Here is a 23,974-nt window from a genome sequence, read left to right as displayed (position 1 = left end):
TTGCCAGATGGTTGCAAGGGCGGAGGGTAGTGCTTGCAGCCCGGCCTGCCGGGCGGTAGTCAGGGAGAAACCCGGAACCACACGGAGCCCACGCGGTGCGCGTTTCCATTGTCCTGCCGCGCGGCATGCGCTTCTCGCCGGAAGGGGCCACGTCCATCGATCTGGTGGCGCGTGACCTCATCCTGGCCAGCCGCCACCGCGAGACGACGACCGTCATCGGCGCGGCCGTGGACAATCCCTTTCCCGACGTGCCGTTCCGCTCCGTGGTGGCCTCGTCCCAGCGCAGCATGGTGGCCGGGTGCATCGACCGGCTGAAGGTGGCCGAGCCCGACGTGATCGTGGTGCACCAGCACCCCGAAAGCGCCGCGGCCATCGCCCGGGCCCTGCCGCATGTGCCGGTTGTCCTGCATCGCCACGGGCTGCTGAAGCGGCAGAAGACCTTCCTGTCCCGCTGGCGCCGCAGCCGTCAGCTCACCCGCGTCCGGCGGGTGATCTTCGTCAGCGACTTCATCCGGCGGACCTTCCTGGAGGACTTTCCGGGCGTCGCGGACCGCAGCGAGGTGATCCCCAACGGTGTCGACACGGGCCTCTGGCTGCCGGGCGCAAAGGACCAGCGGATCACCTATGTGGGCCGCGCCCGTGCCGACAAGGGCATTGGCGAGCTGCTGGACGCCTTCCTCGGCCTGGACGCCCCGGGCTGGACCCTGTCGCTGGTCATGTCGGTGCAGACCGAAGACGAGGCCGCCTTTGCCCGCTCGATCGAGGCGCGCGCGGGCGGGCGCACCGACATCGAGGTGCACCGCAGCCTGACCATCGACGCGGTGCGTGCCGAGCTGGCCCGCTCCGCCATTGCCGCGCTGCCGTCCATCGTGCGGGAGGGCTTCCCGCGGGCGGTGGTGGAGGCCATGTCCTGCGGCTGCGCGGTCATTGCCGGCAACGGCGGCGGGACGCCGGAAGCAGCCGGGGCCGCGGCAACCCTTCTCGACACGATCACGCCGGACAGCGTGCGCGCCGCGCTTGCCCCGCTTGTCGGCGATGCCATCCTGTGCCGCGCCAGGGGCGAGGCGGCGCGGGCCCATGCGGCCGGGCAGCTCGATCTGGCCGTGGTGGCCCGGCGCTATGACGATCTCTTGCAACGGATGGCCGCAAAGGGCGCGCCGAGATGACAGCAACCGGCGCGACACCCCGCCTGCGGGTCGGCATGCTCGTCTGCACGGCGCGGCGGCCGGACATGCTGCGCGCCTGCCTCGCCTCGCTCGCCCGGCAGGTGCTGCCGGCGGATGTCGGCGCCGAGATCTGCGTCATCGAGAATGACAGCGAACCGGCGAGCCGCAGCGTGGTGGACGAGGTGGCGCGCAGCTCGTTGCTGCCGGTGCATTACGCGCTTGAGACGCGGCGCGGCATCCCCTTTGCCCGCAACCGCTCGCTGACCGAGGCCCTGGCGCATGGCTATGACTGGATCGCGCTGATCGACGATGACGAGGTGGCCGAGCCGGACTGGCTGGCGATGCATCTGGCGACGGCGCAGGCGCATGCGGCCGAGGTGACCTATGGCTGGGTGAGGAAGCGCTTCGAGCGGCCCGCGCCGGACTGGTGGCCGCCGGAAGTGATGCGCCCGGACCCGGAGGGCACCATCCTGCCGCGCGCGTCGACCAACAATGTCGCCTTCTCGGCGCGGCTGATCCGGCCGGACGGCAGCGGCCTCAGCTACAACCCGGTGTTCCTCAACGGCTATGAGGACCTCGATTTCTTCGAGCGGGCCCATGCCAAGGGGCACCGCATCGTCTGGGCGCCGCGGGCCGTGGTGACCGAGGATGTGCCGGCGAGCCGGGTGGCGCCGGAGCGGCTGATCGCGCTGGTGCGCGCCAGCGCCGAGGCGCATGTGCAGGCCGATATCCTGAAGACCGGATACGCCCGCGCCGCCGTGAAGTATCTGGTCAAGGGCCTGCGGCGGCTGGTGGGCGGGGCCGTGCTCCTCACCCTGGCGCGGCTGCAGCAGCTGGCCGGAAGCCGGCGCGCCGAGCACCGCTACTACAAGGCGCGGCTGCGGCTGGCCCGGGCCTCGGGCAACCTGCAGGGCGTCTTCGGCCACCGGCCGGACTATTATGGCACCATCGACGGGCGATGAACGATGGGTCCCGGCAGCACCGGAGCGGATCATGGCGGATGAGCGGACACTGGAGCGACGGGTCTTTGCCTTCTGGACGGGCAGCAACCCGATGTCGGAGGACCGGGCGCGCTGCCTGGCGAGCCTGTCGGCGACCGGCGCGCAGGTGATCCTCGTGACCCCGGACACGCTGTCCGACTGGCTGGTGCCGGGCGCGCCGCTGCACCCGGCCTACGATCGCCTCAGCGCCGTGCATCGCTCCGACTACCTGCGCCCCTATTTCATGCACCACCATGGCGGCGGCTATGCCGACATCAAGTTCACGCGCGAGAGCTGGCTGCCGGCGTTTGACCGGCTGGAGGCCAGCGACGCTTTCGGCATCGGCTACCGCGAGGGCTCGCCCAAGGGCGTGGCGCATATCCACCGGCACCGGCTGGGCGGGGATCTCTACATCGGCACGCGGCGGGCCGGCTCGCTCGCCAACCTGATGCGCTACCGTTATCTGCGGCTGAACTACAAGCGGCTGATCGGCATGTGTGCCTATATCTTCAAGCCGGGCACGGCGTTCACGCAGGCCTGGCTGGATACGGTCACTGCGCGGCTCGACCTGGCGGCGGCGGATCTTGCCCGCAACCCGGCCTCGACACCGCGCCAGGCCAATGACAGCCAGGGGCCGGATGTGACCACGGCCTATCCGCTGCCCTGGTCCTTCATCTGCGCCGACGTGCTGCATCCGCTCGCCTACCGCCACCGCGACCGCATCCTGCGCGAGCTGCCGCCGCCGAGCTTCAAGGACTATCTCTGAGGCGCGTCAGGCCAGCAGGCGGTCAAGACCCCCGGACAGGGCCTCGATGTTGACATCCGTGTCCGCCGTGAAGGCCCGGCCTTCCGGATTGAAGGTGAGCTGGCTTTCGTAGGCAAAGCCCTTTTCGCGCGCCAGCATGAAGTAATGCGGCGAGCCCATGCCGGGGCTGAACAGCTCCAGCACGCGGCACGGCCCCTGCCGGAAGAGAAGATTGGTCAGCCCCGCCCCATGCGCGCCAGCCACCGCCGGCGCTGCGGCAAACAGGGCGGCCTGCGCGTGCAGCGGCAGCGTGCCCGGATCAACGACGCGAAAGCCCTTGCGCCGGGCGAGCGCGGTGACCTCGTCCTGGTTGCGGAAGCGGCGGCCATTGGCGGCGCTTGCCCGGCGCTCCAGAAACAGCGGCTCTCCCGTTGCATCGGCGCTGACGCCGAACCTTGCGGCAATCGCCTCCATCAGCGGCCGGGTCAGGAAGAAGTCGCGCACCACATGGGCGGTCTCGACGGCGATCACCTCGCCGCGCTCCTGCACGATCAGGGGACGGCTGCCGAAGACCCCGAGCGCTTGCGCCTGCTGGAACCAGGGCGTCGAGGCCGTGCGGGCGTCGACAAGGAACGGGATCGAGGGATCGAGCCCTGCCGCCTCGGCGACAACAACCTTGCTCAGCACGAAGAAGAAGAAATGGAAGTAGTTGTCGCCATGCACGTGGTGCAGCAGGATCGCGGCCGGCAGGCGGCGCTGCGGCGACAGGAGATGCCCGATGAAATCCGGGCCCCGCTCGCGCTCCGGCGTGTCGCTGCTGCCCCAGACGATGCGGCCCCCGGCGAAAAGCAGGCCCATCTTCGGATCGACGGTCACGGGACGGGTCAGGCGCAGGACGCCCTGCTGCTCGGTGCGGCCGCCGTGGACGGCGAGCCAGTCGAGCGCCTGGGCCGGCATCGGCGTCGTCGGCACCGGCTTCGGCGTCACGCGCTGGACAAGACCGGGCGTGACCGCGTCGCTCACCGCGTCCAGCGGCAAGGACGGCCAGAGATGTTCCAGACGGTGGATCAGAGCCTTGCGGGCTGCGTGGAACCGGTCGCGGAAGGGATAGGTCACGGCATGCGCCCCTGAATTGCGTCCGCCTTCAATACGCGCTGCAGTCGCCCGTGAAAAGCACGCATCAGCCCGGCAGCAGGCTTTCCCGGCTGAGCCGCGCCGAGCGCGCCTCGGCCGTCAGCCAGCGGCGGAAGGCGGAGACCACGGGACGCAAGGCACGGTTCTCCGGATAGACGAAATGATAGGCGGAGCGTTCCTCGACCGTGCCGTCGAAGAGCTTCACCAGCCGGCCGGAGGCCAGCTCGTCCTCGACGAAGAACACCGGCATGATGGCAACGCCCAGATGATGCGCGGCGGCCTCGGCGATCATGCCGAACTGCTCGAAACGCGGGCCCTGGAAGGCGGTGTCGGTCACAAGCCCCTTGGCCTCGAACCAGTCGCGCCAGGCCATCGGCCGGGTGGCGAGCTGCAGGCGCGGCACCCGCAGCAGGTCGGCAGGCCCTGCCAGAAGATGCCGGTCGCGGAACGGGCGCGAGCAGACGACGATGGTCTCTTCGGGAAACAGCGGCTCGACGATGCCGCCGGCCCAGATCGGGTCACCATGGTGGATCGCGCCGTCGAACGGCTCCAGCTCGAAGTCGAAGGGCCTGAGGCGGATGGAGATGTTGAGCGCGGCCTGCGGGGTCTGGCGCAGGAAATCGGCAAGGCGCGGGGCCAGCCAGCGGGTGCCGAAGGTGGGCAGGACCGCCAGATTGAGCACGTCCTGACTGCCGGCAAAGGACATCACCTGCCGGGTGGCGTCGTGCAGATGGTCAAGCGCCCCGCGCACCTCGTGCAGGTAGAGCCGGCCGGCATCGGTCAGGAGCACGCGCTGCCGCACCCGGGAGAACAGGGCAACGCCAAGTCGCTGCTCCAGATGGCGGATCTGCTTGGAGACCGCGCCCTGCGTCAGGTGCAGCTCCTCCGCTGCCCGCGTGAAGCTCTCGTGCCGGGCTGCCGCCTCGAAGGCGACGAGGGCATCGGCGGGAGGAAGAAAGGCGCGCTTGAGCATGAGATCATTCCGGATCGGCGGAGCTTGCGCAGGAAAGACCTGCAGGTTCCGATCAGACTAGCGCAGGGTGATGAGAAATTGGAATGAAAGTTGAACCCTGTCGGGAAGGCCTCAAGAGGTGGACCGTGTGGCGACGGCAGCATCACCCTACCGGCAGATCGGGCATGTCACGTTTTGCGGGGTCGAGCGTCATGGACGTGCAGGCGATCTCTGCCTGCGCATTGCTTCCCTCAAGCTCTCGCCGGAGACCCCATGCTGACATCCTTGCTGACGGCGCAGACACGCCGCTTTGGCCGCCGCTATGCCTATGACACGACCTTTCTGGAAGACCTCGTCGCGCAGGATCTGACCGGTGGCTTGAAACTTGGGCTGGCGATGCCGTTTCTTGATCACCGCTTCGGGCTGCCGGCGTACGCCTATTTTGCGGCGCGCCTCGTCACGGCCGACGCGGGCGGCTGTGGCGACTGCGCCGGGCTGGTACTGAAACTGGCCGAAGAGGCCGGCGTCGCGCGTCACCGGCTATTGCCGCTGCTGGACGGGCAAGCCGGTGATGTGGTCGAGCCGGATCTCTGGCTGGCGGCGGCCTTTGCCCGAGCGGTGCTGCAGGACAGCCCGGATCAGCTGGACCTGGGGGACCGGGTGCTGGACCGGTTTGGCCGGCGCGGCCGGATCGGGCTTGCGGCGGCGATTGCCTCGGAGCAGGTTTACACGGTGATCAAGCGCGGGACCGGCCATGCGCTCCAGTGTGGCGCCGGTCCTTTTGCGCACAAACGCAAGGCCGGGGCCTAGGCCGCACCGGTACGGGAGCAGGAACGCATGACGGTCTGGCTGGAGCGGCAGGAGGTGACGCAGGCGCGGCCGCGGCTCATGCGTCTTGCCTATCGCCTGCTGGGCAGCCGGGCGGATGCCGAAGACGTGGTGCAGGACGCCTGGCTGGCCGGACTGGCGCTGTCCGATCCGCCCGACCGGCCGGAAGCCTGGCTGGCCCGGGTGGTCACGACCCGGGCCATCGACCTCTTGCGCCGGCAAAAGCGCCAGCGGGCGGCCTACACCGGCTGCTGGTTGCCGGAGCCCTGGCTGGACGACGGCTCCGATCTCCCGGCGACGGACGAGGCGGAGGTTGACCTGTCGATGGCGGTGATGCGGGTGCTGGACCGGCTCAGCCCGCTGGAACGGGCCGCCTTTCTGCTGCATGACCTGTTCGGTCTGTCGTTCGAGGAGATCGGCCAGACGCTGGGCCGCAGCAGCGTCACCTGCCGCAAGCTGGCCTCACGGGCCAGGGGACAGCTGCAGGCCGACCGGCCGCGCTTTCCGGCCCGGCCCGAGGACATCGCGCGGCTGACCGCGCTGATCGAGACCTGCGTGCGCAGTGGCGACACGGCCGCACTTGCCGCAGTTCTGGCGGATGATGTGGAGCTGGTGTCGGACGGCGGCGCCAAGGTTGCCGCGGCCCGGCGCGTGCTCAGCGGGCCGGCCGAGGTGTCCGGCTTTCTGGCCGGCGTGCTCGGGCAACTGGCGCCGGGGACGGCCATCGTGTCGCGCCGGGCGAACGGCGGCACAGCCTTGCAGTTTGCAGAGCCGGGCGCGCCGGACAGCCTGGTGTTCCTCGATCTGACACCGGACGGCCAGCTCTGCGGCATCTACATCCAGCGCAATCCCGACAAGCTGACAGCCCTGTCGCCTCAAGGGTAATCAAGTTCATTCCCGTCTGGAATGATAACGGGAGAAACTGTCCCTTTAGCGTGGTCCCCCTCTCTGTCATGGTCCTCGCCAACCCCGGACGCCTTGCGGCATGCCGCAGGTCCGGTCGAGACGCAGCGCGGCGGGCGTGATCCCGCCCGACGACGAGGAGGAAGTGACATGGCGGCCCTGAAGTCTGATCCCACCGGTGGCGGTACCTTTGCCTGGGACGATCCGTTCCTGCTGCGCGAGCAGCTGACCGAGGACGAGATCCTGATCATGGAAACCGCCCGGGCCTATGCGCAGGACAAGCTGCTGCCGCGCGTGCTCGAAGCCTATGCGCATGAGAAGACCGACCGCGAGATCTTCAACGAGATGGGCGAACTGGGCCTGCTCGGCGTGACCCTGCCGGAAGACTATGGCTGCGCCAATGCCTCCTACGTCGCTTACGGTCTGGTGGCGCGCGAGATCGAGCGCGTCGACAGCGGCTACCGCTCGATGAACTCGGTGCAGTCCTCGCTGGTGATGTATCCGATCTATGCCTATGGCACGGAAGAACAGCGCAAGAAGTACCTGCCGAAGCTCGCCTCCGGCGAATATGTCGGCTGCTTCGGCCTGACCGAGCCGGACGCGGGCTCCGACCCGGCCGGCATGCGCACCCGCGCCGAGAAGATCGACGGCGGCTACCGCCTCAAGGGATCCAAGATGTGGATCTCCAACTCGCCGATCGCCGATGTCTTCGTCGTCTGGGCCAAGTCCGAGGCGCATGACAATGCCATTCGCGGCTTCGTGCTGGAGAAGGGCATGAAGGGCCTGAGCGCGCCGAAGATCGGCGGCAAGCTGTCCCTGCGCGCCTCGATCACCGGCGAGATCGTCATGGACGGCGTGGAAGTGTCCGAAGACGCGCTGCTGCCGCATGTCTCGGGCCTGAAGGGTCCGTTCGGCTGCCTCAACCGTGCCCGCTACGGCATTTCCTGGGGGGCCATGGGTGCGGCCGAGGATTGCTGGCACCGGGCCCGCCAGTATGGCCTGGACCGCAAGCAGTTCGGTCGCCCGCTGGCCCAGACGCAGCTGTTCCAGAAGAAGCTCGCCGACATGCAGACGGAAATCGCGCTGGGCCTGCAGGGCTCGCTGCGCGTCGGCCGTCTGTTCGACGAAGGCAAGGTGGCGCCGGAGATGATCTCGCTGGTCAAGCGCAACAACTGCGGCAAGGCCCTCGACGTCGCCCGCCAGGCGCGCGACATGCACGGCGGCAACGGCATCCAGGAAGAATACCACGTGATGCGTCACGCCCAGAACCTGGAGACCGTGAACACCTACGAAGGCACGCATGACGTCCATGCCCTGATCCTGGGCCGCGCCCAGACGGGCCTGCAGGCGTTCTTCTGAGCATCATGACTTCTCGTCGGGGCTGCGCCGGACACGGCGCCGCCCCGACGAGCGCAGGTGCGATCACGCAGGAGCGGCGACGCCCCTTGCCGCGATCTGCATCAGCAGGGCATGGCCCTCCGGCCAGGCCCCGAGCCCGCTCTTGCCATTGATGTGGCCGAGCGCCCCGGCCTCGACGAGCCGGGCCCCCCAGGCCGCCGACCGCGCGCGGGCATAGTCCAGCGTGGCGAAGGGGTCATTGCTGCTGGCGACCATCACCGCCGGAAAGGGCAGCCGGGCGTCCGGCGCGCCGGCAAAGGACCGCGCTTCCACCGGGAAGCAGGCGGCAGCGGGATCGGGCACCGACACCAGCAGCGCCGCTCGCACGGGCCGCCGCGAGCGGGCAGCCCAATGCGCGACCAGAAGGCAGGCGAGGCTGTGCGCCACAAGGACGGGCGGTTCGGCGTCCGCCATCACGGCCCGCTCCAGGGCCGCGCACCAGTCGTCCAGGTCGGGCGTGTCCCAGTGGGTCGGCACGAAGCGGGTGATGCGGCTGTCCTGCTGCTCCCAGTGGGTCTGCCAGTGATCAGGTCCGGATCCTCCGATTCCGGGAAGCGAGATGAAGCGGGTCATGGGCATTTCCTGCGCGTCTCCTGTTTGCGACGCTGACCAGTTTTTCAGCTTCCCTTCCCCGGCTGAATGCGCAAGCATCGGAAAAGCAAGCCGTTTTCCGATGATTTCCGGGGCAAGTGATGGGCCAGCCTGCAAATGATCGCCAGCCGCTCGATCCGACCGATCTGGCCATTCTCGACATCCTGCAGGTCGATGCCCGCATTTCCGTGTCGGAACTGGGCCGCCGGGTCGGCCTGTCGCAGCCGGCGACATCCGAACGCATGAAGCGTCTGGAAGATCGCGGCGTGATCAGCGGCTATGCTGCAAGGGTCAATCCTGCTGCGCTCGGGCTCGACATGATGGCGGTGGTGCGGCTGCGGACGACCCACGACCGGATCGCCGAATGCCTGAGCCGGTTCCAGCAGCTGCCCCAGGTGCTGGAGGTGCTCCGGCTCACCGGGGAGGACTGCTTCCTGCTCAAGGTGCTCGTACCGACACCGTCCGCGCTGGAAACGCTCGTCGACGACATCGGTCGGTTCGGTCCCGTCACCACGTCGCTGGTCCTGCGCAGCGAACCGGTGAAGCCGGTTTCCCGCGCATTGCTCCGACGCGGCTGACGCAGCGCTGAGCCACCCCCCTTTGCAGCCCTCCCTTGCAGCCACCCCTGCAGCCTGCCCCGAGCCGCGCGGCCCATTGTCCCCGCGGCGCCGTCGCCGTATTCCTTGCCCACCTGTCCATGTTCGCCTGCCCCGCCCGAGGGATACCATCGCCCATGACACCTGCAGTTGACCTTCTCATCATCGGCGGCGCCGCGATCGGCTCGTCGGTGGCCGCCCAGCTTGCCGGCCGGAGCGATTTTTCCGGCCGGATCGTCGTGGTCGAGGCCGACCCGGCCTACACCTTCTGCGCCTCGGCCCGCTCGGCGGCCTCGATCCGGCAGCAGTTTTCCAGTGCGATCAACATCGAGATCTCGCTCTTCGGCATCGCGTTCCTGCGCGACATCGGCCTGCGGCTTGCTGCCCCGGGGGGCGGGCAGGCGCCCGACATCGGGCTGAAGGAGGGCGGCTATCTGTTCCTGGCAACGCCGGAAACACGCCCGATCCTGGACGAGAACCACGCGCTGCAACGCCAGCTCGGGGCCGACATTGCCTTTTACGAGCCCGAGGCGCTGGCGCGGCGCTTTCCCTTCCTCAACACCGAAGGCATTGCCGCCGGCTGTCACGGCACGACCGGGGAAGGCTGGTTCGACGGCTACGGCCTGATGCAGGCCTTCCGGGCCCGCGCCCGGGCGCTTGGCGTCGAGTATGTCGCCGCACGGGTGATCGGCCTGGACCAGGGCGAGGCGGCCTGGCGGGTGCGGCTCGACACGGGCGACGTGATCGAGGCGGGGGCGGTGCTCAATGCGGCCGGTGCGTCGGGCGGCGCGGAGATCTGCCGGCTGGCCGGGCTGGAGCTGCCGATCCACCGCCGCAAGCGGTTCGTCTTCCCCTTCACCTGCCGGGAGAAAGTCACCGGCGTGCCGCTGCTGATCGACCCGGATGGCACCTATGTGCGGCCGGAGGGCGAGGGCTTCATCTGCGGCGCCGGCCCGGATGACGATCCGGACGTGGCGGCGGACGACTTCGAGGTTGATCACGCCTTCTTCGACGAGCGCCTGTGGCCGAGCCTGGCCAACCGGGTGCCGGCCTTCGAGGCGATCCGCCCCGGCGCGGCCTGGGCCGGGCACTACGACATGAACCTGTTCGATCACAATGCCTTCGTCGGCCGCGTGCCGGGCCGTCCGGGGCTCTATATCGCGCTGGGCTTCTCCGGGCACGGGTTGCAGCAGTCGCCCGCCGTCGGCCGGGGGCTGGCGGAGCTGATCGCCACGGGCAGCTACGAGACGCTGGACCTTGCGCCTCTGGGGCTCGAGCGCCTGGCACAAGGCAAGCCGCTGATCGAGCGCAACGTGGTCTGACGCGCAGGGCTGCCCGTGGTGACCCGATCTGGCCCGTTCTGGCGCGATCTGGCGCGATCTGGCCTGATCAGGCCGACAGGAAGTCCGGCAGCGGATCGAGCAGGGTGCGCGGCGGGGCCTTCTGGGTGCCGTTTGCCCAGTCGATCAGCGCGACGGCAACGCGGCGGAGTGCGGCACGGGTCTGCTTGAGGCGTTCCTTGTCCATCTCGAAGGGCGGTGTCTCGTGCCGGATGTAGGCGCGCTGCGCCAGCACCAGGGTGATGACATGGATGCCGTCGCGCGGCTGGCCCAGCATCTGCGCCACGAAACCACCGGTGGTGATGTCATTCTCGGAAAAGCCGCCGCCCGGGAAGTCCTTCTCGAGGCTGGCCAGGATCGCGGTGACGTCCTCGTGGCAGCTGCGGCCGTGGCAGGTGCCGATGTTGACCAGCGGCAGCTCGCCCGGATAGCGCCCCTTGATGCGCGAGCGCAGCGACTGGATGTTGAGGATCACGACGCGCCGGTTCGCGGCCTTGAGCCGTTCGACCTGCGCGGCAAGCGCCACATGGAAGGGTTCGTGAAACAGGCGGCGGCGCTCGTCGATCTCCACCGGACCGGGATCTTCCTCCGCCTGGTAGAGCCGCTTGCCGTCCATGGTGGTCAGCGGACACAGGGCCACGGCCGGATCGCCGGGCTGGCCGTCCGCTTCGCGCACGGGGTCGCGGTCGACGTCGATCACCAGTCGCGAGAACGGGGTGCGCACGATGCTCAGGCCGAGATCGCCGGCAAAGTCGATCACCTGCTCGAGGTGCCAGGAAATGTCCGTCTGAAGGCGGCCGGTTGCCGTCATGCGTCGCTCGAGCTCGCGCGGAATGCGCTGGCCGGAGTGGGGCAACATGACAAGCAGCGGCGCGGTGCGCTCTTCAACCACAATCATTTCGGCAGGAACCCAAAGGATTACGAAACGGCAGTGTCTGCGAGGTCTGCTCCGCGCACAAGGCAGCGTTGCAGGATCTCCCCGCGAATCGTTTCACGTCGGGCGACATTGCGGTCACGTGCCCGCCCCGCACCACCGGCCGGCTGCGTCAATCCCCAGGAAACGGCAGGATCAGGACGCTTTCGTGCCGGCGCGGCCCGTTGCCGTGGCAAGGCCGACGTGGCTATATCGAGCCACCCGCCTCTTGGCCCCGGCCCTCAGGATCCTTCGACATGACCCTCCGCAACGGCAAAGAATTCCTCATGATTCCCGGGCCGACGAATGTGCCCGACGAGGTGCTGCGCGCCATGCACCGTCCTGCCGTCGACATTTACGAGGGACCGCTGCTGCGCACCACCGATGCCTGCCTTGCCGGGCTGAAGCGCCTGTTCCGCACCGAGGGCAAGCCCTACATCTACATTTCCAACGGCCATGGCGCCTGGGATGCGGCGCTGTCCAACACGCTGTCGCGCGGTGACAAGGTGCTGGTGCTGGAATCAGGCCGGTTTGCGCTCGGCTGGGGCGAGGCGGCCGCCATGAGCGGCATCGAGGTCGAGGTGCTGCCGGGCAACTGGCGCCGGCCCGTCGACCCGGCAGCCGTCGCGGCGCGACTGACGGCCGACACGTCCCATGCCATCAAGGCGGTGCTGGTGGTCCAGATCGACACGGCCTCCGGCGTGCTGAACGACATCAGGGCGATCCGCGCCGCGATCGATGCGGCCGGACACCCGGCGCTGTTCATGGTCGACTGCATTGCCTCGCTCGGCTGCGTTCCCTTCGAGATGGATGCCTGGGGCGTCGATCTGGCGCTGACGGGGTCGCAGAAGGGGCTGATGGCGCCTCCCGGCCTTGCCTTCATTGCCGCCGGGCCGCGCGCGCTGGCGGCGCACAAGACCGCCGGCCTGCGCAACAGTTACATGGACTGGACCTTCCGCGACGGGCCGGAGCATTACATGAAATACTGCGGCACCCCGCCGGAGCACATGCTCTTCGCCTTCAACCGGGCCGTCGAGCTGATCGAGGAGGAGGGGCTGGAGGCCGTGTGGCGGCGTCACCGGCTGCTCGCGCGCGCCACCCGCGCCGCCGTCGAGGTCTGGGGCCGGGCGGGCACGATGGACCTCAACATCACCGTGCCGGAAGCCCGCTCGGACAGCGTCACCGTCATCCTGTTCAACGGGGTCGATCCGGCACCGCTCAGGGCCTTCGTCAAGGATGTCTGCGGCGTCACGGTCGGGGGCACCATCGGCGAGATCGCCGGCCGGGGCATCCGCATCGGCCACATGGGTCATGTCAATGCGGCCATGCTGCTCGGCACCCTGTCGGCGCTGGATCTGGGCCTGCGCCATCTCGGCATTCCGCATGGAACCGGTGCGGTGGATGCAGCGCTTGCGTGCCTGACGGCGGACCTCGCTGCATCGGCCTGACCGGGGCGCAGGGTCGGGGCTGCACGGGGCGCGGCGAGCCGTGAGCCGGGCGCCGCAGGGGTCAGCGGTTGGCGGCCGCCTGGCCCGGGTGCTCCGCCGCACCCGCCGGCCGCGCCGTCCCGGGCAGGCCCGTTCTGGCCAGAAGCTCGCGCAGACGCCCGATGAGACCACCGGAACTGCCACCGGACGCCGCAATGCCGGGGGCGTGGGCCACATCCGCCGCGGCGACCGGCGCCGGGGCAAGATGCGCGACCACGTCGCCGTGCTCGAAGCTGAGATCGGCGGAGAACTTGCGGGCAAGCGCCTGCATCGACCGGTTGGTCGCAAGGCAGTTCATGTAGATGTGCCGGTAGCCCTGGGCGCGCGCGGCGATGAGCACGAGCTCCATCAGCGCGCTGCCGAGCCCCTGGCCGCGCCAGTCGACCTCGACGCAGAACGCCGCCTCGGCCGACACGTCATCCGCCACGCGCCGCAGCTCGGCAGTGGCCCTGAGCACATCATCCTCGAAATAGCCGTAGATCACCGTGTCGAGCGAAAAGGAGGTCTCGACATAGGCCTCGAGAAAGCTGTCGCTGACGAGCATGGCAAAACGGCTCCGCTTCGTCTCGGGGTCGAGACGCAGCAGATGCGAGCGGAACAGGTGCTTGTCGGCGCTGCCCAGAAGGCGAATGCGGCCGGTGGGTACAACGTTGTTATGCAGGTGCGGCATCGAACCGTGCCCTCTTGATCAAACATCGTGATCGAAGCGACACGCCGCCCTTGGGTCTCCCTAAGACTTGCCCCAAATATGACGCGGACGCCGGGCAGGATCAACCGGCTTGCGCAAACATCGTGAATTCACGGTGCAGCGAGGAAGAAATTTTACGGCTGTGACGATAGACTGCACCCAACCTGTGGGGCAGGAAGGACTGATTCGACATGAAACGTGTAGCAACGATCGCAGTGGTGCTTTGCCTGACCGGTGTCGCCGGCTGTCAGCGCTTCGGCGGCGGACAATATTCCGCGCCCCCGCTGCCGGCGACCCCGACCACGCCGGTGTCGGGTGGCCAGCTCACACCGCTGACGGTCCCGGCTCCGGGCGCGGTGAGCGCCGAACCGATGGCACCGCAGCCGGGCCTGCCCGCCGCAACCCCGGCTCCCGGGCAGCAGGTGGCGGCACTTCCGGCGGCACCGGCACCGGCAACGGCGCGCGAAATCGGACGCAACGACATGCTTGGCGGCTGGAAAATCGCATCCGGATCAAGCAATTGCATGCTGTTCATGACCCTGACCACCTGGACCGGCGGCTACCGTGCCAACACGCGCGGCTGCAATGACGCCACGCTGTCCAGCGTCTCGGCCTGGGATCTCAGCGGCAAGCAGGTCGTGCTGAAGGACAACTCCGGCGGCGAAGTCGCCCGGCTTTACGCCGGCGCCGGTGAAAGCTTCAGCGGCCAGACCAGCGCGGGCAGCGCAGTCACGCTGTCGCGCTGATCCCGCGCCCCGGACACCCCGCCGGACACCCCTGCCGGAAACACCCCCCAAGAACGTTCACGCCCGTTTCGCGGAAATTTCACGCGAAGCGGGCATTCGTTTCTCTGGAAGCAACCAGGGGGAGTTTCACGGAGTTATGGCGAAGTATGATCCGCTGCGCGAGCATCTGGCCCGGCTCGATGAAGTTGTCTGGGCCGCAAAGCTCGAAGACCTGGAGAAGATCCTCGGATCGAGCCTTCCCATGAGCGCGCGGGAACATCGGACCTGGTGGGCCAATTCCGGCGGAAGTCTCGTGCACCAGAACGCGTGGCTCGACGCCGGCTGGCGGGTTGACCATACGGATCTGAAGCGCGACCTGGTCGTCTTTCGCCGGTTGCGCATCGGCGGCACCGCACTTGCCCAGGCCCCGCGCCGGCCCGAAACGGACATGCCGCGCGCTGCCGAGGCAGGAGGTGCGGAGGCTGCCCGCCTGTCGCAGATGATGACCGGCCTGCGCGAATCCGTCTCCGTCACCGTGCGGGCGGAGTGGAGCGCCGTCGGCCCCCTGGCCGACGTGGTCTGCGGCTCGACCCTGCTGGCACCGGAACCAGGGGTCTACCGTCTCACGCGGCTGCGCGACGGTCGCCCCTTCACCTCCGTCATCGACGCCCGGGATCTGGCCGGGTTCCATCAGGCGCTGCGACGCTCGCTCAAGGGGCTCGATCAGGGCGACCATGTCCCTGATGCGGTCGGCGGCACCCGGCTTGTCGACCGGCTGGGCATCGAGACCGGTGTGGCCTGCGAGATCGATGTCGTCCGCCCGGGCAACGCCTGGATCCTCACCGACGGTCGTGGCCGGGGAGCGGAACTCGGCAAGTCGCAGGAACGAGAGCTTGTGGCCCGCCTGCTGGCCATCCAGGAACGCCAGTCGGGGCGCGGCGGCCGCCTGCTGCGCTGGTAGTCCGCACTCCGTAGTCCGCTCCCCGTAGCCCTTACCTGGGATCGGCCCTTGTGGCTGCCTGGTGGGTGGCCTTGTGGGTGACCTTGTGGCTGGCCTTGTGGGTTGCCCCGGGGGGAGGCTCTGGTCAGCGGCTCGGGGAACGGCCTCGGGGAACGGCCTTGGGGGACGGACTTGGGGGGCGGCCGGGAGACGGTCTGGGGGGCGACAGCCATCCCCCTCAGGCTCCGATGACCTGTCCGAATGGCTGATCCACGCAGCGTTGCCTGTTTACGCTCCGGTCGCACCCGCGTGCTAAAACGCGGGGCCCGGTTGGACAAGGGACTTGCGTCAGGGGATCAATCTCCGTATCGCAGCACCGGAAACCAAAGGGGTGCCAGCGCGCAAGCGCGCGCCGGACCCGTCCGGAAGCCTTCTTCCGGACCGTCCGGTGCAGGCGGAGAGCCGACGTTGAAGCCGACGACGAAGATGGAACTGCCGGTCAGCCGCGCGCTGGCCATTCGTTACGCCGCCCTGGTCGAGAGCGGCGCGATCACCGAGGATTCGGCGCAGCTCGCCGCCGTCCGCAAGCTCGACGCCCTCAACGAACATCTGGCGGAAGTGCGCCTGGCCTCGAAGAAGAGCGCGCTCGGATGGCTCTTCGCCCGCAAGAAGAACGAGATGTGGGCCGCCGTCCGCGGGCTCTATCTGTGGGGCGGCGTCGGTCGCGGCAAGACGATGCTGATGGACCTCTTCATGGAGGTCACCGTCATCCGCCGCAAGCGCCGGGTGCATTTCCATGAATTCATGGCCGAGACGCACGAGCGCATCCACGCCTGGCGACAGGCGCTGAAGAATGGCGAGGTGAAGGGCGATGACCCGATCCCGCCGGTCGCCGACCAGATCGCGCTCGAGACCCGCCTGCTGTGTTTCGACGAGTTCACCGTCACCGACATCGCTGACGCGATGATCCTCGGACGGCTGTTCACCCAGCTTTTCGCCCGCGGTGTCATCGTGGTTGCAACTTCCAATGTTGCACCCGAGAACCTCTACAAGGACGGGCTGAACCGGCAGCTGTTCCTGCCCTTCATCGCCCTGCTTGGCCGCCATGTCGAGGTGCTCAAGCTGGACTCGCCCACCGACTACCGGCTCGAGAAGCTGGGGGGTGCGGAGGTCTACATGAGCCCGCTCGGTCCCGAGACGAGCCGCGCCTTCGACGACCTGTGGCGGGGCCTCACCCACGGCATGCCGGAGCACGCCGAACACCTGGACATGAAGGGACGCCGCATCGAGGTGCCGCGCGTGGCAAGCGGCGTCGCCCGTTTCAGCTTTGCCGATCTGTGCGCGCGGCCGCTGGGGGCTGCCGACTATCTGCGGATCGCCCAGGCCTATGGCACGGTTTTCATCGAGAACGTGCCGGCGATGGACCTGTCCCGCCGCAACGAGGCCAAGCGGTTCATCAACCTGATCGACGCGTTCTACGACAATGGCGTCAAGACCGTGATCTCGGCCGAGACCGAACCGGACGGGCTCTACCGGGCGGCGTCGGGCACCGAGATGTTTGAATTTGACCGCACGATTTCCCGTCTGATCGAGATGCGATCAGAAGCTTATCTGGCGGGCGAGAACAGAAGTTCTGCACGCGCTGATATGCATTCCCATTAGGTCATGCACGTGAGCGCGCAAGGATCATGAGATTCTGGGGTGTCCCAGAGTTATATTCTTTTGATTGGCTTGCGTGAGCGGATCAAAGGGAGTAGTGCCATCGCCAGTCATCGGCGGATGGCGCAAGGTTCCATCTTACGTAAAGGGAAGCTTTCGGACATGGCGCGCAACAAAATTGCTTTGATCGGTTCGGGTCAAATCGGCGGCACGCTCGCCCACCTGGCAGGTCTCAAGGAGCTGGGGGACATCGTCCTCTTCGACATCGCCGAGGGCATGCCGCAGGGCAAGGCGCTCGACATTGCCGAGTCCTCCCCGGTCGACGGTTTCGACGCCAAGCTCGCCGGCACCAACACCTATGAAGCGATCGAGGGCGCCGACGTCGTCATCGTCACCGCCGGCGTGCCGCGCAAGCCGGGCATGAGCCGCGACGACCTGCTCGAGATCAACCTGAAGGTCATGGAGCAGGTGGGTGCCGGCATCGCCAAGCACGCCCCGAACGCCTTTGTCATCTGCATCACCAACCCGCTCGATGCGATGGTCTGGGCGCTGCAGAAGTTCTCCGGCCTGCCGTCGCACAAGGTCGTCGGCATGGCCGGCGTGCTGGACAGCGCCCGCTTCCGCTACTTCCTGGCCGACGAGTTCAACGTCTCGGTCGAGGACGTCACCGCCTTCGTGCTCGGTGGCCACGGCGACACCATGGTGCCGCTGACCCGCTACTCCACCGTCGCCGGCATTCCGCTGCCGGACCTCGTCAAGATGGGCTGGTGCACCGCCGAGCGCCTGGAGCAGATCGTCCAGCGCACCCGTGACGGCGGCGCCGAGATCGTCGGCCTGCTGAAGACCGGCTCGGCCTTCTACGCCCCGGCCTCCTCGGCCATCGCGATGGCCGAGAGCTATCTCAAGGACAAGAAGCGCGTGCTGCCCTGCGCGGCGGCGCTGAACGGCCAGTACGGCCTCAAGAACACCTATGTCGGCGTGCCGGTCATCATCGGTGCCGGTGGCGTCGAGCGCGTCATCGAGATCGACATGAACGCCGACGAGAAGGCCATGTTCGACAAGTCGGTGGCTTCGGTCGACGGCCTGATCGAGGCCTGCAAGAAGATCCAGCCGTCGCTCGCCTGAGCCACGGCGGAAGTCAAAGCCAGGGATACATGCCGCCGCCGGTCTGCCGGCGGCGGTTCTCCGAACCACGGGGGACACCATGAACATTCATGAGTATCAGGCCAAGGCGGTCCTGAAGGAATACGGCGCTCCGGTTGCCGAAGGCGTCGCCATCTTCTCGGCGGACGAAGCCGAAGCCGCAGCCAAGCAGCTGCCGGGCCCGCTCTGGGTCGTGAAGTCGCAGATCCACGCCGGTGGCCGTGGCAAGGGCAAGTTCAAGGAACTGCCGGCCGACGCCAAGGGCGGCGTGCGCCTCGCCTTCTCGCTGGAAGACGTCATCAAGCATGCCAAGGAAATGCTTGGCAACACGCTGGTGACCGCCCAGACCGGCGACGCCGGCAAGGTCGTGAACCGCCTCTACATCGAGGACGGCGCCGACATCGAGCGCGAGCTGTATCTCTCCATCCTCGTGGACCGTTCGGTCGGCCGTCCGGCCTTCGTCGTCTCCACCGAAGGCGGCATGGACATCGAGGCCGTTGCCGAGCACACCCCGGAGAAGATCGTCACCCTGCCGATCGACCCGGACACCGGCGTGACCGCCGCTGACGCCGCCAAGCTCTGCGATGCGCTGAAGCTGGACGGCGACGCCCGCGCCGACGGCATGACGCTGTTCCCGATCCTCTACAAGGCCTTCATGGAAAAGGACATGAGCCTTCTGGAGATCAACCCGCTGATCGTCATGAAGAACGGCCGCCTGCGCGTCCTGGACGCCAAGGTGTCCTTCGACGGCAACGCCCTGTTCCGTCACCCGGAAATCGTTGCCCTGCGCGACGTGACCGAGGAAGACGCCAAGGAAATCGAGGCGTCCAAGTGGGAGCTGGCCTATGTCGCCCTCGACGGCAACATCGGCTGCATGGTCAATGGCGCCGGCCTTGCCATGGCGACCATGGACATCATCAAGCTCTACGGCAAGGAGCCGGCCAACTTCTGTGACGTCGGTGGCGGCGCCAGCAAGGAGAAGGTGGCAGCAGCCTTCAAGATCATCACCGCGGACCCGCGCGTGGAAGGCATCCTGGTCAACATCTTCGGCGGCATCATGAAGTGCGATGTCATCGCGGAAGGCGTGATCGCGGCCGTGAAGGAAGTGGGCCTGAAGGTTCCGCTCGTCGTCCGCCTCGAGGGCACCAACGTCGAACTCGGCAAGAAGATCATCTCGGACAGCGGTCTGAACGTGATCGCCGCCGATGATCTCGACGACGCGGCCAAGAAGATCGTTGCCGCCGTGCAGGGCGCCAAGTGATGGCGGCCGCACGCAAGGTCGTGAACCGACAGGCCTTCGGCCCGAACGAGACCGACATCAACCTTTGCTATTTCGTGTGCTGGGACGACACCCCCACTCCGGAAGACGGCGTCGCCAGCAGCTGGGCGCATTTCACCGACCGTGAGGATGCGTCCGAGTATCTGGCGATCAAGGCGAAGGATGCCAGGACCTACGTCTGGCAGGGTGAACTGGGCATCGCCAAGTCCGACGGCCACTTCGACTGGTTCAGCACCAACTGGTCCCGCAACCTTGATGCGCACATGCCGCACAAGCAGGCGACCGGCAAGGGCTACCGTTTCACGAATGACGTTTTCGAGGAGTTTGACGCCCTCGAATTTGAGGAAGAGGAAGCAGAATAATGTCGATCCTCGTCAACAAAGATACCAAGGTCATCGTCCAGGGCCTGACCGGCAAGACCGGCACGTTCCACACGGAACAGGCACTGGCCTATTACGGCACCCAGATGGTCGCCGGCGTGCATCCGGCCAAGGGCGGCGAGAAGTGGACCGGCTCGAAGGGCGAAAGCCTGCCGATCTACGCGTCCGTCGCTGCCGCCAAGGATGCGACCGGTGCGGATGCGTCCGTGATCTACGTGCCGCCGGCCGGTGCCGCGGCTGCGATCATCGAGGCCATCGACGCCGAGATCCCCTTCATCGTCTGCATCACGGAAGGCATTCCGGTGGCTGACATGGTGAAGGTCAAGGCCCGCCTGGAGAAGTCCAAGTCGCGCCTGCTCGGCCCGAACTGCCCCGGCATCCTGACCCCGGAACAGTGCAAGATCGGCATCATGCCTGGCTCCATCTTCAAGAAGGGTTCGGTCGGTATTGTGTCGCGCTCCGGCACGCTTACCTATGAGGCCGTGTTCCAGACCTCCAACGCCGGCCTCGGCCAGACGACGGCTGTCGGCATCGGCGGTGACCCGGTCAAGGGGACGGAATTCATCGACGTGCTGGAGATGTTCCTCGCCGACGAGGCCACCCAGTCGATCATCATGATCGGCGAGATCGGTGGCTCGGCCGAAGAGGACGCGGCACAGTTCCTCAAGGACGAGGCCAAGAAGGGCCGCAAGAAGCCGATGGCCGGCTTCATCGCGGGCCGGACCGCCCCGAAGGGCCGCACGATGGGTCACGCAGGTGCCGTGATCTCCGGCGGCAAGGGCGGTGCGGAAGACAAGATCGCCGCCATGGAATCGGCCGGCATCCGCGTCTCCCCGTCGCCGGCCCAGCTGGGCGAGACCCTCGTCCAGGTCCTGAAGGGCTGAATGCCTCGGCGAACCGGGCAATTTGTTTACGGTTCGTAAGGCATACCGAAGGAAAGCGGACATCGGCACGCCGGTGTCCGCCGGTTTTGAGCGGGGTCCGTGTCCTGTGGCGCGGGCCCGAACGTGCAACACAGGCCGGCCTCTGGCTGTGCCTGAGAAAAAAGGGCGGAGTGACCCTCCGCTGAACGAGCATGGCACGGCAGGACGCGAACAATGTCTTCGCGCTGACGTCGTTCCTTTACGGCGCCAACGCAGCCTACATCGAAGAACTCTACGCCCAGTACCAGGAGAACCCCGCCTCGGTTGATCCCGAATGGCAGGACTTCTTCGGCGGACTGCAGGATGACAAGGCCGACGTGCTGAAGGAAGCGCGCGGCGCTCCCTGGGCGCGCGCCGACTGGCCGCTGGACGCCAAGGGCGACCTGATCAACGCCCTCGACGGCAACTGGGGCCAGATCGAGAAGGCAGTCGGGGACAAGCTGAAGCAGAAGGCCGATGCCAAGGGCAGTGCCGTCTCTGCCTCCGACGTGCATCAGGCGACCCGCGACAGCGTGCGCGCGCTGATGATGATCCGCGCCTACCGCATGCGCGGCCATCTGCACGCCGATCTCGACCCGCTGCGCCTCTCGCCCCCGGGCGACCACGAGGAGCTGCACCCGTCGTCCTACGGCTTCACGGATGCCGACTGGGACCGTCCGATCTTCATCGACCACGTGCTCGGGCTGGAATACGCCACCCTGCGCCAGATGCTGGAGATCCTGAAGCGCACCTACTGCTCGACCCTCGGCGTCGAGTTCATGCACATCTCCGACCCGGCCGCCAAGGCATGGCTGCAGGAGCGCATCGAGGGGCCCGACAAGCACGTCGAGTTCACCCCGCAGGGCAAGCGCGCGATCCTCAACAAGCTCGTCGAGGCCGAAGGCTTCGAGAAGTTCATCGACGTCAAGTACACCGGCACCAAGCGGTTCGGTCTCGACGGCGGTGAGGCGCTGATCCCGGCGCTGGAGCAGATCATCAAGCGCGGCGGCAACATGGGCCTGAAGGACATCGTCCTCGGCATGGCCCACCGCGGCCGCCTGAACGTGCTGACCCAGGTGATGGGCAAGCCGCACCGCGCGGTGTTCCACGAGTTCAAGGGCGGCTCCTACGCCCCGGACGACGTGGAAGGTTCGGGCGACGTGAAGTACCACCTCGGTGCCTCGTCGGACCGCTCCTTCGACGGCAACGAGGTGCACCTGTCGCTGACGGCCAACCCGTCGCATCTGGAAATCGTCGATCCCGTGGTGCTCGGCAAGGCCCGCGCAAAGCAGGACCAGCTCTCGGCCGTTGACGGTCGCTGGCTGATGGACGCCCGCCAGACCGACCGCTCCAAGGTGCTGCCGCTGCTCATCCATGGTGACGCGGCCTTTGCCGGCCAGGGCGTCGTGGCAGAGTGCTTCGGCCTGTCGGCCCTGCGCGGCCACCGCACCGGCGGCTCCATCCACGTCATCATCAACAACCAGATCGGCTTCACGACGAACCCGCGCTTCTCGCGCTCCTCGCCGTATCCGTCCGACATGGCCAAGGTGATCGAGGCTCCGATTTTCCACGTCAACGCGGATGATCCGGAAGCCGTGGTCTTCGCGGCCAAGATCGGCACCGAGTTCCGCCAGATCTTCGGGCGTCCGGTCGTCATCGACATGATCTGCTACCGCCGCTTCGGTCACAACGAAGGCGACGAGCCGGGCTTCACCCAGCCGATCATGTACCGCAAGATCCGCAACCATCCGACCACGCTGCAGATTTACGGCGAGCGTCTGATGGCGGAAGGCGTCGTCACCGCCGAGGAAATCGAGGCGATGAAGACGGCCTGGCGCGCCAAGCTGGAAGCCGAGTTCGAGGCCGGCCAGACCTACAAGCCGAACAAGGCCGACTGGCTGGACGGCAAGTGGTCGGGCCTGAAGGCGGCCGACGACCAGGAAGATCCGCGCCGCGGTGCCACCGGTGTTCCGGTCGAGCGGCTCAAGGAGATCGGCAAGAAGCTGACCGAGGTCCCGGCGGGCTTCAACGTCCACAAGACGATCGGCCGGTTCCTGTCGAACCGCGCCAACATGATCGAGACCGGCGAGGGCATCGACTGGGCGACTGCCGAGGCCCTGGCCTTCGGCTCGCTGGTCACGGAAGGCCACCCTGTCCGCCTGTCCGGTCAGGACTGCGAACGCGGCACCTTCTCTCAGCGGCACACCGTCCTGTACGATCAGGAAGACGAGAACCGCTACATCCCGCTCAACAACCTGGCCCCGGATCAGGCCCGCTACGAGGTCATCAACTCGATGCTCTCGGAAGAGGCCGTGCTGGGCTTCGAGTACGGCTACTCGATGGCCGAACCGAACGCGCTCACCATGTGGGAAGCCCAGTTCGGCGACTTCGCCAACGGCGCCCAGGTGGTGTTCGACCAGTTCATCTCGAGCGGTGAACGCAAGTGGCTGCGCATGTCCGGTCTCGTCTGCCTTCTGCCGCACGGCTACGAAGGTCAGGGCCCGGAGCACTCCTCGGCTCGTCTGGAGCGCTATCTCCAGCTCTGCGCCGAGGACAACATGCAGGTCGCCAACTGCACGACGCCGGCCAACTACTTCCACATCCTGCGCCGTCAGCTGAAGCGTGACATCCGCAAGCCGCTGATCCTGATGACGCCGAAGTCGCTGCTGCGCCACAAGCGCGCCACCTCGAAGCTGGTGGAGCTGGGCGCGGATTCGACCTTCCACCGCCTGCTGTGGGATGACGCGGAGTATCTGGCCGACAGCACCATCAAGCTGGTGCCGGACGACAAGATCCGCCGCGTGGTGATGTGCTCGGGCAAGGTCTACTATGACCTTTACGAGGAGCGCGAGAAGCGCGGCATCAAGGACGTCTACCTGCTGCGTGTCGAGCAGCTCTATCCCTTCCCGAAGAAGGCCCTGGTGCAGGAGCTCTCGCGCTTCCGCAACGCCGACATGGTGTGGTGCCAGGAAGAGCCGCAGAACATGGGCGGCTGGACCTTCGTCCAGCCCTACATCGAGTGGGTGCTGGAGCAGATCGGCGCCAAGAGCCGCCGCCCGCGCTATGTGGGTCGCGCCGCCTCGGCCTCGACCGCAACGGGCCTGATGTCCAAGCACCTCGCCCAGCTCCAGGAGTTCCTGGACCAGGCGTTCGCAAACTGATCCTGGCGGGCCCGCCGCAGCGGCGGGCCCCACCCCCGATCCGGAAATGGCCAAGGCAATTTTT

Annotated in this window: 22 protein-coding genes; 17 read left to right on the top strand and 5 right to left on the bottom strand. The window is 67.4% G+C overall.

Annotated elements, in window-relative coordinates; translation table 11 throughout:
• The first annotated feature begins 95 nt into the window (after positions 1-95).
• From GWI72_RS14745 to GWI72_RS14735, 3 genes are read left to right on the top strand one after another with little or no spacing between them, the layout of a single operon-like run.
• Positions 96-1,166 (top strand): glycosyltransferase, encoded by a 1,071-nt coding sequence (locus GWI72_RS14745; RefSeq protein WP_161709050.1) that lies wholly within the window; start codon positions 96-98, stop codon positions 1,164-1,166.
• On the top strand, positions 1,163-2,128 hold the full coding sequence (locus tag GWI72_RS14740; protein WP_161709049.1) for a glycosyltransferase family 2 protein: 966 nt from the start codon (positions 1,163-1,165) through the stop codon (positions 2,126-2,128). The genes GWI72_RS14745 and GWI72_RS14740 overlap by 4 nt, the downstream gene beginning before the upstream one ends.
• Positions 2,129-2,159: 31 nt before the next feature.
• Entirely contained in the window at positions 2,160-2,912 is a 753-nt protein-coding gene (locus GWI72_RS14735; protein WP_161709048.1) for a glycosyltransferase family 32 protein, read from the top strand.
• Positions 2,913-2,918: 6 nt separating this feature from the next.
• Here the strand turns inward: GWI72_RS14735 and GWI72_RS14730 are convergent, their stop codons facing one another.
• Both GWI72_RS14730 and GWI72_RS14725 read right to left on the bottom strand, forming a co-directional pair.
• A complete protein-coding gene (locus GWI72_RS14730) occupies positions 2,919-4,007 on the bottom strand; it encodes a glycosyltransferase family 61 protein (RefSeq protein WP_209000120.1) in 1,089 nt (362 codons plus the stop codon).
• 64 nt (positions 4,008-4,071) lie between these two features.
• Positions 4,072-4,998: a LysR substrate-binding domain-containing protein gene (locus GWI72_RS14725; RefSeq protein WP_161676947.1), complete on the bottom strand. Its 927-nt coding sequence runs from the start codon at positions 4,996-4,998 to the stop codon at positions 4,072-4,074.
• Positions 4,999-5,262: 264 nt separating this feature from the next.
• Between GWI72_RS14725 and GWI72_RS14720 the strand changes: the two genes are divergently transcribed.
• The 3 genes from GWI72_RS14720 to GWI72_RS14710 all read left to right on the top strand — a co-directional run bounded on the left by GWI72_RS14720 (position 5,263) and on the right by GWI72_RS14710 (position 8,067).
• Positions 5,263-5,787 carry a hypothetical protein gene (locus GWI72_RS14720; RefSeq protein WP_161709047.1) on the top strand — a complete coding sequence of 175 codons (525 nt, stop codon included), beginning with the start codon at positions 5,263-5,265 and terminating at the stop codon, positions 5,785-5,787.
• 27 nt (positions 5,788-5,814) lie between these two features.
• Positions 5,815-6,690 carry a sigma-70 family RNA polymerase sigma factor gene (locus tag GWI72_RS14715; protein WP_161709046.1) on the top strand — a complete coding sequence of 292 codons (876 nt, stop codon included), beginning with the start codon at positions 5,815-5,817 and terminating at the stop codon, positions 6,688-6,690.
• A 168-nt stretch (positions 6,691-6,858) separates the two neighbouring features.
• On the top strand, positions 6,859-8,067 hold the full coding sequence (locus tag GWI72_RS14710) for an acyl-CoA dehydrogenase (RefSeq protein WP_179956083.1): 1,209 nt from the start codon (positions 6,859-6,861) through the stop codon (positions 8,065-8,067).
• A gap of 63 nt (positions 8,068-8,130) precedes the next feature.
• Here GWI72_RS14710 and GWI72_RS14705 read toward each other — a convergent pair whose 3' ends face one another.
• The gene (locus GWI72_RS14705; RefSeq protein ID WP_161709045.1) at positions 8,131-8,679 is read right to left on the bottom strand and encodes an RBBP9/YdeN family alpha/beta hydrolase; all 549 of its coding nucleotides are present in this window, start codon (positions 8,677-8,679) and stop codon (positions 8,131-8,133) included.
• Between the two features lie 119 nt (positions 8,680-8,798).
• Between GWI72_RS14705 and GWI72_RS14700 the strand changes: the two genes are divergently transcribed.
• Positions 8,799-9,275 (top strand): Lrp/AsnC family transcriptional regulator, encoded by a 477-nt coding sequence (locus GWI72_RS14700; RefSeq protein ID WP_161709044.1) that lies wholly within the window; start codon positions 8,799-8,801, stop codon positions 9,273-9,275.
• A gap of 155 nt (positions 9,276-9,430) precedes the next feature.
• Positions 9,431-10,615, top strand: a complete 1,185-nt coding sequence (locus GWI72_RS14695; RefSeq protein ID WP_161709043.1) for an NAD(P)/FAD-dependent oxidoreductase — start codon at positions 9,431-9,433, stop codon at positions 10,613-10,615.
• Positions 10,616-10,682: 67 nt separating this feature from the next.
• On the opposite strand, the gene GWI72_RS14690 is transcribed toward GWI72_RS14695, so the two are convergent.
• Positions 10,683-11,531: an N-formylglutamate amidohydrolase gene (locus GWI72_RS14690; protein WP_161676941.1), complete on the bottom strand. Its 849-nt coding sequence runs from the start codon at positions 11,529-11,531 to the stop codon at positions 10,683-10,685.
• A 272-nt stretch (positions 11,532-11,803) separates the two neighbouring features.
• On the opposite strand from GWI72_RS14690, the gene GWI72_RS14685 reads away from it, so the two are divergent.
• Positions 11,804-12,994: a pyridoxal-phosphate-dependent aminotransferase family protein gene (locus GWI72_RS14685; protein WP_161709042.1), complete on the top strand. Its 1,191-nt coding sequence runs from the start codon at positions 11,804-11,806 to the stop codon at positions 12,992-12,994.
• Between the two features lie 61 nt (positions 12,995-13,055).
• On the opposite strand, the gene GWI72_RS14680 is transcribed toward GWI72_RS14685, so the two are convergent.
• Positions 13,056-13,703: a GNAT family N-acetyltransferase gene (locus tag GWI72_RS14680; RefSeq protein WP_161676939.1), complete on the bottom strand. Its 648-nt coding sequence runs from the start codon at positions 13,701-13,703 to the stop codon at positions 13,056-13,058.
• Positions 13,704-13,912: 209 nt separating this feature from the next.
• On the opposite strand from GWI72_RS14680, the gene GWI72_RS14675 reads away from it, so the two are divergent.
• The 8 genes from GWI72_RS14675 (at position 13,913) to GWI72_RS14640 (ending at position 23,910) form a co-directional block, all read left to right on the top strand.
• Positions 13,913-14,467: a protease inhibitor Inh/omp19 family protein gene (locus GWI72_RS14675; RefSeq protein WP_161676938.1), complete on the top strand. Its 555-nt coding sequence runs from the start codon at positions 13,913-13,915 to the stop codon at positions 14,465-14,467.
• A 136-nt stretch (positions 14,468-14,603) separates the two neighbouring features.
• On the top strand, positions 14,604-15,407 hold the full coding sequence (locus GWI72_RS14670; protein ID WP_161676937.1) for a DUF7662 domain-containing protein: 804 nt from the start codon (positions 14,604-14,606) through the stop codon (positions 15,405-15,407).
• Positions 15,408-15,872: 465 nt separating this feature from the next.
• Positions 15,873-17,048, top strand: coding sequence for a cell division protein ZapE (zapE, locus tag GWI72_RS14665; RefSeq protein WP_161677043.1), 1,176 nt, complete (start codon positions 15,873-15,875; stop codon positions 17,046-17,048).
• Between the two features lie 159 nt (positions 17,049-17,207).
• Positions 17,208-18,170: a malate dehydrogenase gene (mdh, locus tag GWI72_RS14660; protein WP_161676936.1), complete on the top strand. Its 963-nt coding sequence runs from the start codon at positions 17,208-17,210 to the stop codon at positions 18,168-18,170.
• A gap of 79 nt (positions 18,171-18,249) precedes the next feature.
• The gene (gene sucC / locus GWI72_RS14655; protein ID WP_161676935.1) at positions 18,250-19,449 is read left to right on the top strand and encodes an ADP-forming succinate--CoA ligase subunit beta; all 1,200 of its coding nucleotides are present in this window, start codon (positions 18,250-18,252) and stop codon (positions 19,447-19,449) included.
• Positions 19,449-19,829: a hypothetical protein gene (locus GWI72_RS14650; protein ID WP_161676934.1), complete on the top strand. Its 381-nt coding sequence runs from the start codon at positions 19,449-19,451 to the stop codon at positions 19,827-19,829. The genes sucC and GWI72_RS14650 overlap by 1 nt, the downstream gene beginning before the upstream one ends.
• Positions 19,829-20,731 (top strand): succinate--CoA ligase subunit alpha, encoded by a 903-nt coding sequence (sucD, locus tag GWI72_RS14645; protein ID WP_161676933.1) that lies wholly within the window; start codon positions 19,829-19,831, stop codon positions 20,729-20,731. Before GWI72_RS14650 ends, sucD begins: the two co-directional genes overlap by 1 nt.
• Before the next feature lie 191 nt (positions 20,732-20,922).
• Entirely contained in the window at positions 20,923-23,910 is a 2,988-nt protein-coding gene (locus tag GWI72_RS14640; protein ID WP_161676932.1) for a 2-oxoglutarate dehydrogenase E1 component, read from the top strand.
• Positions 23,911-23,974: the final 64 nt, after the last annotated feature.

Source organism: Pannonibacter sp. XCT-53 (assembly GCF_009915765.1).
Taxonomy (GTDB): domain Bacteria; phylum Pseudomonadota; class Alphaproteobacteria; order Rhizobiales; family Stappiaceae; genus Pannonibacter; species Pannonibacter tanglangensis.
Note: the sequence above shows the minus strand (reverse complement) of the source record. Positions and strands in the feature narration are given on the sequence as shown.